This is a genomic window from Streptomyces sp. NPDC097107 (genome assembly GCF_044762405.1).
Lineage (GTDB): Bacteria > Actinomycetota > Actinomycetes > Streptomycetales > Streptomycetaceae > Streptomyces > Streptomyces thinghirensis.
The window spans coordinates 247,841-261,163 of record NZ_JBIWEF010000001.1; the positions used below are offsets into that span (position 1 = coordinate 247,841).

General features: G+C 73.4%; 8 protein-coding genes. 5 read left to right on the forward strand and 3 right to left on the reverse strand.

Going from position 1 to position 13,323, the window contains the following annotated elements:
• Positions 1-107: 107 nt before the first annotated feature.
• Complete coding sequence (locus ACIQ1J_RS01215) at positions 108-1,088, forward strand: class I SAM-dependent methyltransferase (protein WP_403553038.1); 981 nt, start codon at positions 108-110, stop codon at positions 1,086-1,088.
• Positions 1,089-1,158: 70 nt separating this feature from the next.
• Positions 1,159-3,864, forward strand: a complete 2,706-nt coding sequence (locus ACIQ1J_RS01220) for an ATP-dependent RNA helicase (protein ID WP_403553040.1) — start codon at positions 1,159-1,161, stop codon at positions 3,862-3,864.
• Between the two features lie 61 nt (positions 3,865-3,925).
• Here ACIQ1J_RS01220 and ACIQ1J_RS01225 read toward each other — a convergent pair whose 3' ends face one another.
• On the reverse strand, positions 3,926-5,761 hold the full coding sequence (locus ACIQ1J_RS01225; RefSeq protein ID WP_403553042.1) for a lytic murein transglycosylase: 1,836 nt from the start codon (positions 5,759-5,761) through the stop codon (positions 3,926-3,928).
• A gap of 253 nt (positions 5,762-6,014) precedes the next feature.
• Here ACIQ1J_RS01225 and ACIQ1J_RS01230 point away from each other — a divergent pair, with 253 nt between their 5' ends.
• Complete coding sequence (locus ACIQ1J_RS01230; protein ID WP_403553044.1) at positions 6,015-6,866, forward strand: DUF4184 family protein; 852 nt, start codon at positions 6,015-6,017, stop codon at positions 6,864-6,866.
• Here ACIQ1J_RS01230 and ACIQ1J_RS01235 read toward each other — a convergent pair.
• Complete coding sequence (locus tag ACIQ1J_RS01235) at positions 6,817-7,134, reverse strand: hypothetical protein (RefSeq protein WP_403553046.1); 318 nt, start codon at positions 7,132-7,134, stop codon at positions 6,817-6,819. The genes ACIQ1J_RS01230 and ACIQ1J_RS01235 overlap by 50 nt on opposite strands.
• Before the next feature lie 246 nt (positions 7,135-7,380).
• The gene (polA, locus tag ACIQ1J_RS01240) at positions 7,381-10,107 is read right to left on the reverse strand and encodes a DNA polymerase I (RefSeq protein WP_403553048.1); all 2,727 of its coding nucleotides are present in this window, start codon (positions 10,105-10,107) and stop codon (positions 7,381-7,383) included.
• 317 nt (positions 10,108-10,424) lie between these two features.
• On the opposite strand from polA, the gene ACIQ1J_RS01245 reads away from it, so the two are divergent.
• Positions 10,425-12,704, forward strand: a complete 2,280-nt coding sequence (locus ACIQ1J_RS01245) for an FdhF/YdeP family oxidoreductase (protein ID WP_403553050.1) — start codon at positions 10,425-10,427, stop codon at positions 12,702-12,704.
• A gap of 79 nt (positions 12,705-12,783) precedes the next feature.
• Positions 12,784-13,272, forward strand: a complete 489-nt coding sequence (locus tag ACIQ1J_RS01250; protein WP_345630633.1) for a hotdog fold thioesterase — start codon at positions 12,784-12,786, stop codon at positions 13,270-13,272.
• The last annotated feature ends 51 nt before the right edge of the window (positions 13,273-13,323 follow it).

The following is a 13,323-nucleotide window of genomic DNA, read 5'->3' on the forward strand; positions in this document are numbered from 1 at the left end:
TCGAGAACCGAGGGGACATACAACAGATGCGAGCGCGACCTGCTACGTCTGAGGTGCGCAGGCCCGCAGCGCAACTTGTAGCATACGGGGGCAGCCGGGCAGGGTCAATGCGCGAAGTCGCACACCCGGGGCAGATCGTCGCATACCCGGCACAAAAGCCGTCTCCCGAGGCCACGCGGGCCCACAGCGGCCCCCTTCGTGACACGCGGGACCGGCTGCGTGAAGAGCCGCAGACTAGTACGAGGGAGCCGGTCATCCAAGAGCCCGAAGCGTCCGAGGCGTCCGAAGCCACAGGGGCGGAGCCCGAGGCCACCCGGCGTGCCGCCGGCGTCACGGAGAGCTCCCGAGCCAACCGCGGCTGGTGGGACCGGAACGCGGACGAGTACCAGGTCGAGCACGGCACCTTCCTCGGCGACGACCGCTTCGTCTGGTGTCCGGAGGGCCTGGACGAGGTGGAGGCCGAGCTGCTCGGCCCGGTGGAGGACCTGAAGGGCAAGGACGTCCTGGAGATCGGGGCCGGCGCCGCCCAGTGCTCGCGCTGGCTGACCGCCCAGGGTGCCCGTCCGGTGGCCCTGGACCTCTCCCACCGTCAGCTCCAGCACGCCCTGCGCATCGGCGGCTCGTTTCCCCTGGTCTGTGCCGACGCGACCGTGCTGCCCTTCGCGGACGGCTCCTTCGACCTGGCGTGCTCGGCGTACGGGGCGCTGCCCTTCGTCGCCGACCCGCGGCTGGTGCTGAGGGAGGTGCGCCGGGTGCTGCGGCCCGGCGGCCGCTTCGTCTTCTCCGTCACACACCCGCTGCGCTGGGCGCTCCCGGACGAGCCGGGCCCCGAGGGGCTGACGGTGTCCACCTCCTACTTCGACCGCACGCCGTACGTCGAGCAGGACGACGAGGGCCGCGCGGTGTACGTCGAGCACCACAGGACGCTCGGCGACCGGGTCCGGGACGTGGTGACGTCGGGGTTTAGGCTGGTGGACCTCGTGGAGCCGGAGTGGCCGGACTGGAACACGTCCGAGTGGGGCGGCTGGTCGCCGCTGCGGGGCCACCTGATCCCGGGGACGGCGATCTTCGTGTGCGAGCGCGACTGAGCCGCAGCCGATCTGCCGCGTGTGCACGCGCGCGCGGAGGGTCGTCCCGGCGGCGTACGACACTGGGGGCGTGATCCGTTACGACGCCCTGGACGCCCTGCCCGTACGCGGTGCCCTGCCCGCTCTGCACGAAGCCCTGGAGGGGCACGGCGCGGCGGTGCTGGTCGCGCCGCCGGGCACCGGCAAGACGACGCTGGTGCCGCTCGCGCTGGCCGGGCTGCTGGGCGAGGGACCCGAGCGGCGTGTGGTCGTGGCCGAGCCGCGGCGGATCGCGGCGCGGGCGGCGGCCCGGCGGATGGCGTGGCTGCTGGGCGAGAAGCCCGGCGCGAGCGTCGGGTACACCGTGCGCGGTGAGCGGGTCGTCGGGCGGCACGCGCGCGTGGAGGTCGTCACGACCGGCGTGCTGCTGCAACGGCTCCAGCGGGACCAGGAGCTGACGGGCGTCGACGTGGTGGTGCTCGACGAGTGCCACGAGCGGCATCTGGACGCGGACACGACGGCGGCGTTCCTGTGGGACGTGCGGACGGCGCTGCGGCCCGAGCTGCGTCTGGTGGCCGCGTCGGCCACGACGGACGCGGAGGGCTGGGCCCGGCTGCTGGGCGGGGCACCGGTGATCGAGGCGCGGGGCGTGTCGTGCCCCGTGGAGGTGGTGTGGGCGCCGCCGGCGCGTCCGGTCCGGCCGCCGCACGGGATGCGGGTGGACCCGGTACTGCTCGCGCACGTGGCGTCGGTGGTGCGGCGGGCGCTGGCCGAACGGGACGGGGACGTGCTGTGTTTCCTGCCGGGCGTCGGGGAGATCTCCCGCGTCGCCGGACAACTGGGGGATCTCGGAGGCGTCGACGTGCTCCAAGTGCACGGGCGGGCGCCCGCGGCCGTGCAGGACACGGTCCTGTCCCCCTCGGCACGGCGCCGGGTGGTACTCGCGACCTCGGTGGCCGAGTCGTCTCTGACGGTTCCGGGCGTACGAGTGGTCGTGGACGCGGGACTGGCGCGGGAGCCTCGGGTGGACCACGCGCGCGGGCTGAGCGCCCTGACGACGGTCCGGGCCTCGCGAGCGGCGGCGCGGCAACGGGCGGGCCGGGCCGGGCGTGAGGCGCCGGGGGTGGTCTACCGCTGCTGGGCGGAGGCGGAGGACGCCCGTCTCCCGCGGTTCCCGGCGCCGGAGATCAAGGTGGCCGACCTGACGGCGTTCGCGTTGCAGGCGGCCTGCTGGGGCGACCCGGACGCGTCCGGGCTGGCGCTGCTCGATCCGCCGCCGGGCGGGGCGATGGCGGCGGCCCGGTCGGTGCTGACGGCGGTCGGCGCTGTGGACTCGGCCGGCCGGGCCACCGCGCGGGGCGTACGGCTGGCCCGCCTGGGCCTGCATCCACGGCTGGGGCGGGCGCTGCTCGACGCGGGGGCACCGGGGGCGGTGGCGTCGGGCGCGGGGGTCACCGGCGGGAGCGTCTCCGGCGGAGGCCCCGCAGACGCGGGCTCCCGTCCGGCCGCGTCGTACGCAACCGCGCGGAGTGCCGGAAGTTCGGACAGGGGTGCGTCGGGCATGAACGCCGCCGCCGCGCGGGCCTCGGACGAAGCCCCCTCCCCCGCGCAGACCTCGGGCTCCGGTGCGGGCGGCTCCCGCGCGGTGGCCGAAGTAGTCGCTCTGCTCAGTGAGGCGCCGCCGCGGGAGTACGGGGACGATCTGGTGGCCGCGCTGCGGGCCGCTCGGAGTGGCGGAGATGCCTATGGGACGCGTTGGCGGACCGAGGTGCGGCGGCTGCGGGCCGCCGCGGAGAGCGCCGGCCGGCCGGCGCAGGAGGGCACCGGCGACAGCATCGCGGGACTGGTGGCCGCGCTGGCGTTTCCCGAGCGGGTGGCCAGGAAGGACGGCGGTTCGTACCTGATGGTCTCCGGCACCCGGGCGGAGCTGCCGGAGACGTCGGCGCTGCGCGGGGCGCCGTGGATCGCCGTGGCCGTGGCCGACCGGCCCGTGGGGAGAGGGCACGCGCGCGTGCAGCTCGGGGCGGTCGTCGACGAGGGGACGGCCCGGCTCGCCGCGGGGGCGTTCCTGGAGGTTCGGGACGAGGTGCACTGGGGCGACGGCGACGTCGTCGCCCGGCGTGTCGAACGGCTCGGGGCCGTGGAGCTCACCGTCCGGCCGCTCGCCGGCGCCGACTCCGGTCTCGTACGGAACGCGCTCCTGGAGGGGCTGCGGCAGGAAGGGCTCGCGTTGCTGCGCTGGCCGGCCGGCGCGGACGTGCTGCGCAAGCGGCTCGCCTTCCTGCGGCGGCGGCTCGGTGAGCCCTGGCCGGACGTCTCCGACGACGCGCTGCGCGCGCGTGCGGACGAATGGCTGGAGCCCGAGCTGAGCCGGGCCCGGCGGCGGGCCGACCTGGCGCGGATCGACGCCGGCCAGGCGCTGACCCGGCTGCTGCCCTGGGCCTCCGGAGAGGCGGCGCGGCTCGACGAACTCGCCCCGGAGCGGATCGTCGTCCCCAGTGGGTCCAGGATCCGGATCGACTACGACGACCCGGGCCGGCCTGTCCTCGCCGTGAAGTTGCAGGAGATGTTCGGGCTCCAGCGCTCGCCCGAGGTCGCCGGGGTGCCGCTCCTCGTCCACCTCCTCTCGCCCGCGGGTCGCCCGGCCGCGGTCACCGCCGACCTGGCCTCCTTCTGGAAGGACGGCTACAAGGGCGTACGAGCGGAGTTGCGCGGCCGGTATCCGAAGCATCCGTGGCCCGAGGACCCGGCCACGGCGGAGCCGACGCGACACACGAAGGCGCGCCCCGGGAAGTGATGAGGGGCGCCCGTCCGCTGCGGCGGAGGGGCGCCCTCGGTCGTTCCTGCGCGAGTCGCGCCTACGCGTCCGGGTCGGTCGACGGCTCGGCGGAGGGGCTGGGCGAGGCGTCCGGCGAGGCGTCGCCGGACGGGCTCGGCGACGGCTCCGGCTCGGCCTCGGCCACCTTCAGCTGGACGTTGAGCGTGGCGCCTCCCGCGGTGGTGAGGCGGAGCACGAACGTGCCGGCGGCCTTGTCGGCGTACAGCTTCGGCAGCTTCAGCAGGCCCTTGGCGTCGGTCCTCAGGCCGGTCAGGGTGCGGACGGCCGTGCCGTCCGCGTCCTTGAAGTACGGACCCTCGTCGTTCTCGGTCGGGTCGAGCACCGACTTGATGAGCGTGGCGGTGACAGCGACCTTGTCCGCGGCGGCGCCCTTGTGCGTGGCCTTCACCTCGACCTGGTCCGCGAACTCGCCGCCCGGCGTGCAGGTCAGCGCGGTGTCGTCGGTGCGGGCGAGGACGTCGGCCACGCGCTCGGTGACGGTGGCCTCGTAGTCGAGGCCGGCGACGGTGCGGCCGACGACGGTGGCGCGGACGGTGAACGCGCCGGTCTTCTCACCGGCCACCAGGGCGGGCGCGACGGCCACGCCGGAGGCGTTGGTGGTGACCGCGGCGAACTTGTCGCCGCCGGTGAAGGTGGCGTCGGTGTCGCCCAAAACGGTGAAGCGGATCCGTACCTTGCCGACGGCCTTCCCGGCCTGAGTCTCGGCGCGGGTGCTGATCTTCTTGTCGAACGTGTCGCCCGCGATCGCCGTGAGCCCCGTCGTACCGGCGTTCTCCAGGTGGTGGACCGTGTCCGTGGGGGTCTCGGTCTCCGGCGGAGTCTCCGGGTCGGTCGGGTCGGTCGGGGCGGTCGGGTCGGGGCCCGGGGAGCCCGTGCCGGGAGGCTCGGACTCGTCGGGCGGGGTGGGCTTGTCCGGCTTCTCGGGGCTGGGGCCGGGACTGGGCGTCGTCGCGCCGGGGGCCTGGGGTCCGGTGGCCGCACCCGTTCCGCCGGGCGTGGGACTGGACCCGCCCGGGTCGGTGTCGTCGTCGCTGCGGCCGACGGGCAGCGTGCCGGTGCCGTCCGGGATCTCGTGGGTGCCCTTGCGGTAGTGCTCCAGCCAGGACAGGACCGTGTGCAGGTAGTCCTGCGAGTTGTTGTAGCTGAGGATCGCCCGGTTCAGGTCGGCCTGGACGGACAGGTCCCAGCCGTTGCGGCACAGGTAGTGGGCGGCGGAGAGGGCCGCGTCGTAGATGTTGTTGGGGTCCTCCTTGCCGTCGGCGTTGCCGTCGCGGCCCGCCCAGGCCCAGGTGGAGGGGATGAACTGCATGGGGCCGACGGCGTTGTCGTAGCTGCTGTTGCCGTCGTGGACACCGTTGTCGGTGTCCTTGATGAGCGCGAAGCCGTTGCCGTCGAGCTGCGGGCCGATGATGCGGCTGAGGGTGGTGCCGTCGGCGGTGACGCGACCGCCGCCCGCCTGGCCCGACTCCACCTTGCCGATGGCGGCGAGGAGTTGCCACGGCAGATGGCAGCCGGGCTTGGCCTGGCGCAGCGCCGACTCGGCCTTCTTGTAGGCGTCGAGGACCGTCGCGGGAATGCCCGCCTCGGACGGGCCCCGGGAGGCGGGGGTGCCGATGGTGGGGGCGGGGCTCGGGCTGTCGAGCGGCGGCAGGTCCGTGTAGTACGGCGAGTTGCCGGTGGCGCTCTCCTCGGAGGGCGTGTCGGCCGTCGGCACCTTGTCGGCGGTGGTCTGCCTGCCGTGGGCGTCGGCCGTCACGTTGGGAGCCTGGGACGCGGACAGGGCCGCGACCGCGACCGCCGCGACGGTGGTGGTGACCGCCGCCTTGCGGAGCCTCCTGTCGAAATGCGCCGCCATAGAGTGACCCCTCCCGTGGACGCCCGCGCGCCCGTCTCCGTCTGTCTTCACCGGTCTTCGGCTGTTGTGCCCGCCCGTGGTACCCGCCCTGTTGTGACGATCGGTCCGTGTCGACGGTTGCACCGCAACTTTCCCCGCGCGGTGTTCGTCTGTTCGACCAGTACGCCTGCCGCAGGCGACCCTACGACAACTTGCTTAGCACGGGCACCCGTTCGTGCCCGATATTCACCAGTTGGCCATAACAGGAGTTCTCTTGCCGTTCACCCTCAGTCATGCCGTCGCCGTGCTGCCGGCGGTACGGAGCGACGGTACCGGCCGGGGGCCGCTGGTGCCCGCAGTACTGGTGGCGGGTTCCCTCTCGCCCGACATGACCTACTACGCGGCGAGTTTCCTGTCCGGGGCAATGGAGTTCGGGGACGTCACGCACTCCTTCCCGGGCGTCTTCACGGTCGACGTGATCATCGCCTGGGTGCTGGTGGCGGTGTGGCTGCTGATCCGCGAGCCGCTGGTGGCCCTGCTGCCGCGGGCCGGACAGGGCCGCGCGGCCACCCTGCTGCGCTGCGGGGCGCCACGCGCGCGCGTACGGCCGTCCCTCGTGGCGCGGTGGTACGTGTCGGCGGTGCTGGGGGCGCTGACACACGTGGTGTGGGACGCGTTCACCCACCTCGACCGCTGGGGGACGCGGGTGTTCCCGGTGCTGGGCCGGGAGGTGGCGGGCTCGCCGCTCTACTGGTACCTGCAGTACGGCGGTTCCGCGGTGGCGGCGGTCGTGATCGCCGTGTTCCTGGCGCGCGCAGTACGCCGGACACCCCGGGCCGAACCGCTCGGTGTCCCGGTCCTCCCGGTACGGGACCGGTGGTGGGCCGGGGCGGTGCTGGGCGGCTGTGCGGTGGCCGGAGCTGTGCAGCGGGCTACCCGGTGGTGGGACTACTGGGGAGCCACCGCGAAGCCCTGGGAGCTGATCCCGACGGTGTGCTTCGGGGCGGGCGCGGGGCTCGTCCCGGGCCTGCTGCTGTACGCCGTGGGGGTCAGGGCGTGGCGTCCGGCTCCGGAACTCAGTTCGGCCGGCGTCGATGGGGAGACGAGCCGCCGGATCCCGTACTGAGGGGGTCGGCGGTCGCGACGAACACGGTGAAGGTCCGTGCGGTACGTGACCGCGGCAGCAGGGTGAGGGCCGGCGCCAGGTAGCCGCGGGTCAGGTCGGCCCACAGCCGCCAGGCGGGCGTCTCGCGCGGGGCCGCGGCGGGCGGGTCCCGGTGGACGAGTCTGCGGCGGAGGTCCGCCGCGGTGCACCGCAGGGCCGTCGCGAGGGTGGTGGGGATGCGGCCGGTACTCGCGCCGGGCGCGACGACCGGAACCGGTGGGGGTGGCACGCGGGCGGGTCCGTCTGTGCTTGCCCGTGCCGGTGTCGTCCGGTGGTGGAGCATGCGTATACCCATGCCCCGCATCCTCACGGAGGACGGAGGCGGGGGCGTTTCCGTGAGGGCCACCTGAGTGACGGGCCCCGCTGGACGGGCGGAGGTGCGCGGACGTGGGCCCGGCGGGGCGCCCGTCGATGCCCCGCCCGTACGCACGGCCAAGGCCCACGCCCGGCGCCCCGAGCCCCGGAGCCCCGGAGCCTAGTGCGCCGCCGACTCCCAGTCCGCCCCCGAGCCCACCGAGACGCCCAGGGGGACGCTGAGCTGGACCGCGTTGGCCATTTCACGGCGGACGAGTTCTTCCGCCGCCGCGCGCTCGCCGGGGGCGATCTCCAGGACGATTTCGTCGTGGACCTGGAGCAGCATGCGGGACGTGAGGCCGGCCTCGCGCAGCGCCTTGTCCACGTTGAGCATGGCGATCTTGACGATGTCGGCCGCCGTGCCCTGGATCGGGGCGTTCAGAGCCATGCGCTCGGCCGACTCGCGGCGCTGGCGGTTGTCGCTGTTGAGGTCGGGCAGATAGCGCCGGCGCCCGAAGAGCGTCGCCGTGTAACCAGTCGCCCGTGCCTCGTCGACCACCCGGCGCAGGTAGTCCCGTACGCCCCCGAAGCGCTCGAAATAGGCGTCCATCAGGCCGCGCGCCTCGGCGGCCTCGATGTTCAGCTGCTGGGAGAGGCCGAAGGCCGAGAGTCCGTACGCCAGGCCGTAGGACATCGCCTTGATCTTGCGGCGCATCTCCGCGTCGACCGCGGACTGCTCGACGGAGAAGACCTGCGCGGCGGCGGTGGTGTGCAGGTCCTCGCCCGAGGTGAACGCCTCGGTCAGGCCCTCGTCCTCGGACAGGTGGGCCATCACCCGCAGCTCGATCTGGCTGTAGTCGGCCGTCATCAGGGACTCGAAGCCCTCGCCGACGACGAATCCGCGGCGGATCGCGCGGCCCTCGTCGGTGCGGACCGGGATGTTCTGCAGGTTCGGGTCCGTGGAGGAGAGGCGGCCGGTCGCGGCGACCGTCTGGTTGAACGTGGTGTGGATGCGGCCGTCCGCGGCGATCGTCTTGATCAGGCCTTCCACCGTGACGCGCAGCTTGGCCTGCTCACGGTGCCGGAGCATGATCACCGGCAGTTCGTTGTCGGTCTGGGCGGCCAGCCAGGCCAGAGCGTCGGCGTCGGTGGTGTAGCCGGTCTTGGTCTTCTTGGTCTTGGGGAGGTTCAGCTCGCCGAAGAGGACCTCCTGGAGCTGCTTGGGCGAGCCCAGGTTGAACTCGCGTCCGGCCGCCGCGTGCGCCTCCTTCACCGCCTGCTGCACGGCGCCCGCGAACATCTGCTCCATGGCCTGCAGGTGCTCCCGGTCGGCCGCGATGCCGTGCCGCTCCATGCGGGCCAGCAGCGCGGACGTGGGCAGCTCCATGTCGCGCAGCAGGTCAGCGGCGCCGACGTCCGCCAGGCGGCCCTCGAAGGCCTCGCCCAGGTCGAGGATGGCGCGGGCCTGCACCATCAGCGCCTCGGCCTCGGCACCCTCGTCCGCCCCGAAGGCCAGCTGGCCGTCGGCCGCGGCGGCGGGGGCCAGCTCGCGGTGCAGGTACTCCAGGGACAGCGCGTCCAGGTCGAAGGAGCGGCGGCCCGGCTTGACCAGGTAGGCGGCGAGCGCGGTGTCCATGCCGACGCCGGCGACGCTCCAGCCGTGCTCGGCGAAGACGCGCATCGCGCCCTTGGCATTGTGGAAGACCTTCGGCCGGTCCGCGTCGGACAGCCAGGCCGTGAACGCCGCCTCGTCGGCCTCGTCCGCCTCCGTCGGGTCGAACCAGGCGGCCTTGCCGTCGGGCGCGGCGAGCGCGACCTCGGCGACCGAGCCGGTGCCCAGCGCCCAGGTGTCGACCGTGGCGATACCGAGGGTCTGCGTACCGTGCTCGGCGAGCCAGCCGGCCAGCTCGCCCGTGCCCAGCACCGTGCCGTCCAGCTCGACGCCGTCCGCCACGACCGGCGCGGCCTCGGCCTCCTCGGCCCCCGGGTCGACGGCGTAGAGCCGCTCGCGCAGCGACGGGTTGCGGATCTCCAGGGTGTCCAGGATCACCGCGACGCCCTTGCGGTCGTACGCCGTGCGCTCCAGGCCGGTGACGGCCTTCGGCAGCTCGACCCGACGCTCCAGCTCGGTGAGCCGGCGGTTGAGCTTGACGGACTCCAGGTGGTCGCGGAGGTTCTGCCCCGCCTTGCCCTTGACCTCGTCGACGCGCTCGACCAGGTCGGCGAAGGACCCGAACTGGTTGATCCACTTCGCGGCGGTCTTCTCGCCGACGCCCGGGATGCCCGGGAGGTTGTCGGACGGGTCGCCGCGCAGGGCCGCGAAGTCGGGGTACTGGGCGGGGGTCAGCCCGTACTTCTCGAAGACCTTCTCCGGCGTGAACCGGGTCAGCTCGGAGACGCCCTTGGTCGGATACAGGACCGTGGTGTGCTCGCTGACCAGCTGGAAGGAGTCCCGGTCACCGGTGACGATCAGCACGTCGAAGCCCTCGGCCTCGGCCTGCGTGGCGAGTGTGGCGATGACGTCGTCGGCCTCGAAGCCCTCGACGGCGAAGCGCTGCACGTGCATGGCGTCGAGCAGCTCGCCGATCAGCTCGACCTGGCCCTTGAACTCGTCCGGGGTCTTTGAGCGGTTCGCCTTGTACTCGGTGAACTCCTCGGAGCGCCAGGTCTTGCGGGAGACGTCGAACGCCACCGCGAAGTGCGTGGGCGCCTCGTCACGCAGCGTGTTGGCCAGCATCGACGCGAAGCCGTAGATCGCGTTGGTCGGCTGGCCCGTCGCGGTCGTGAAGTTCTCCGCGGGCAGCGCGAAGAACGCGCGGTAGGCCAGCGAGTGCCCGTCCATGAGCATCAGGCGCGGGCGGGCGCCGCCGGAGGTTTTGTCGGTCTGCTTCGCTGCTGTCTCTGCCACGTCCCCGATCCTGCCACGGACCACTGACACTCGGCCCCGCCCGCACCCTGCCGCGCCCGTACCGGCCCGGTCGCCCGCCGGTGCGGGTCTCCCCCGGCCGTCCCGCCGGTGCGGGTCGGCTCCCCCTGCCGTCCCGCCGGTGCGGGTCCCCCGGCCACCCCGCCGGTGCGGGCCCCGTCATCCCGTGTCGCGGCGACCCTGGGTGCCGGGCGCGAGCATTGCTCCCGGCCGCCGCCCCTCGCCCGGCCTCCGCCGCTGTCACTGGGGCGTGCGAGGATCGGAGACGTACCTCACACGCGTAAGCGAAGGAGCGCGCGATGGCCACCAAGCCGCCCAAGGGTGATCCGGTTCAGGACGCGCCCCAGGTCGCGAAGGTCCAGCACGCGGCGGCCGGCATCCCGGCCATCGGCCACACCCTGCGCATGGCGCAGCGGCAGATGGGCGTGAAGCGGACCGCGCTGACACTGCTGAGCGTCAACCAGAAGGACGGCTTCGACTGCCCGGGCTGCGCCTGGCCGGAGCCGGACCACCGGCACAAGGCGGAATTCTGCGAGAACGGCGCGAAGGCCGTGGCCGAGGAGGCCACCCTGCGCCGGGTCACCCCGGAGTTCTTCGCCGCGCACTCCGTCGCCGACCTCGCGACCCGCAGCGGCTACTGGCTGGGCCAGCAGGGCCGGCTCACGCACCCGGTGTACCTCCCGGAGGGCGGCGAGCACTACGAACCGGTCACCTGGGAACGCGCCTTCGACATCGTGGCGGAGGAGATCGCGGCCCTGGACTCGCCCGACGAGTCCGTCTTCTACACCTCCGGGCGCACCAGCAACGAGGCGGCCTTCCTCTACCAGCTCTTCGCACGCGAGCTCGGCACGAACAACCTGCCGGACTGCTCCAACATGTGCCACGAGTCGTCCGGCTCGGCCCTGTCGGAGACCATCGGCATCGGCAAGGGCAGCGTCCTGCTGGAGGACCTCCACAAGTCCGATCTGATCATCGTGGCCGGCCAGAACCCGGGCACCAACCACCCGCGCATGCTCTCCGCCCTGGAGCGGGCCAAGGCGAACGGCGCGAAGATCATCAGCGTCAACCCGCTGCCCGAGGCCGGCCTGGAGCGCTTCAAGAACCCGCAGACCGCCAAGGGGCTCACCACGGGCGCCGCGCTCACCGACCTGTTCCTGCAGATCCGCCTCGGCGGCGACCAGGCCCTGTTCCGGCTCCTGAACAAGCTGATCCTGGAGACGGAGGGCGCGGTCGACGAGGCCTTCGTCGAGGAACACACGCACGGTTACGAGGAGTTCGCCGAGGCCGCCCGCGCCGCAGACTGGGCCGAGACGCTCACGGCGACCGGCCTCACGCGCGCGGAGATCGGGGAAGCCCTGCGCATGGTGCTCGCCTCGAAGCGCACCATCGTGTGCTGGGCGATGGGTCTGACCCAGCACAAGCACTCCGTGCCCACCATCCGCGAGGTCGTGAACTTCCTTCTCCTGCGCGGCAACATCGGCCGTCCGGGCGCGGGCGTCTGCCCCGTGCGCGGCCACTCCAACGTGCAGGGCGACCGCACGATGGGCATCTTCGAGCGTCCCGCGACCGCCTTCCTGGACGCGCTGGAGAAGGAGTTCGGCTTCGCCCCGCCGCGCGAGCACGGCTACGACGTCGTCCGCGCCATCCGCGCGCTGCGCGACGGCGAGGCGAAGGTCTTCTTCGCCATGGGCGGCAACTTCGTCTCCGCCTCCCCCGACACGGAGGTCACCGAGGCGGCCATGCGCCGCGCCCGCCTGACCGTGCACGTCTCGACGAAACTGAACCGCTCGCACGCCGTCACGGGCGCGCGGGCGCTGATCCTGCCGACCCTCGGCCGTACGGAGCGCGATCTCCAAAGCGGCGGCGAGCAGTTCGTGACCGTCGAGGACTCCATGGGCATGGTGCACGCCTCCCGCGGCCGGCTGGAGCCCGCGAGCCGGCACCTGCTGTCCGAGCCCGCGATCGTGTGCCGGCTGGCGCGCCGGGTGCTCGGCGGGGACAGCCGCACGCCGTGGGAGGAGTTCGAGAAGGACTACGCGACGATCCGCGACCGCATCGGCCGCGTGATCCCGGGCTTCGAGGACTTCAACGCGCGCGTGGCGCACCCCGGGGGCTTCGCCCTCCCCCACGCCCCGCGCGACGAGCGCCGCTTCCCGACGGCCACCGGCAAGGCCAACTTCACGGCCGCGCCGATCGAGTACCCCGAGCTGCCCGAGGGGCGGCTGCTGCTCCAGACACTGCGCTCGCACGACCAGTACAACACCACGATCTACGGTCTGGACGACCGTTACCGGGGCATCAGGAACGGCCGCCGGGTCGTCCTGGTCAACCCGGAGGACGCCCGGAGGCTGGACGTCCCGGACGGTTCGTACGTCGACCTGGTCAGCGAGTGGAAGGACGGGGTGGAGCGGCGGGCGCCCGGCTTCCGTGTCGTGCACTACCCGACGGCCCGGGGCTGCGCGGCGGCGTACTACCCGGAGACCAACGTCCTGGTGCCGCTGGACGCCACCGCGGACACCAGTAACACCCCGGCCAGCAAGTCCGTCGTCGTCCGTCTGGAACAATCGGCGACCGACTGAGCGTTTGCTCAGTCGAGCCGACGGCCACACCGGGACGGTCGGCGACTCAGGCAGACGGAGCTACGAACGGAGCCGGCCCATGGGCGAGCAGCAGCAGGTGCAGTTCCCGCAGGAGGTCATCGACGAGTACGCCGCGCTCGGCGTCGACCTGCCCGCGCTCTTCTCCGCCGGGCACCTCGGGACCCGCATGGGCGTGCAGATCCTCGAGGCGTCGGCCGACCGCGTCGTCGGCACCATGCCGGTGGAGGGCAACACCCAGCCGTACGGGCTGCTGCACGGCGGGGCCTCGGCGGTGCTGGCCGAGACGCTCGGGTCGGTCGGCTCGATGCTGCACGGCGGCAGCACCAAGATCGCGGTCGGGGTCGACCTGAACTGCACCCACCACCGCGGGGCCCGCTCCGGCCTCGTCACCGGCGTGGCCACACCGGTGCACCGGGGCCGGTCGACCGCGACGTACGAGATCGTGATCAGCGACGAGCAGGACCGCCGCGTGTGCACCGCCCGGCTGACCTGCCTGCTGCGGGACGTGAACCCGGGCGACGGGGCGCGGGCCGGCGCGACAGGCTGAGCGGCACGCGGCGGCCGGGGGCCCACTCCCGGCCGCGCAACGCCGCCGGCG

Coding starts and splice junctions, on each gene's coding strand:
- ACIQ1J_RS01225 (WP_403553042.1), bottom strand. CDS start 5,761: ATGGCGGCGCATTTCGACAGGAGGCTCCGCAAGGCGGCGGTCACCACC.
- ACIQ1J_RS01215 (WP_403553038.1), top strand. CDS start 108: ATGCGCGAAGTCGCACACCCGGGGCAGATCGTCGCATACCCGGCACAA.
- ACIQ1J_RS01250 (WP_345630633.1), top strand. CDS start 12,784: ATGGGCGAGCAGCAGCAGGTGCAGTTCCCGCAGGAGGTCATCGACGAG.
- ACIQ1J_RS01245 (WP_403553050.1), top strand. CDS start 10,425: ATGGCCACCAAGCCGCCCAAGGGTGATCCGGTTCAGGACGCGCCCCAG.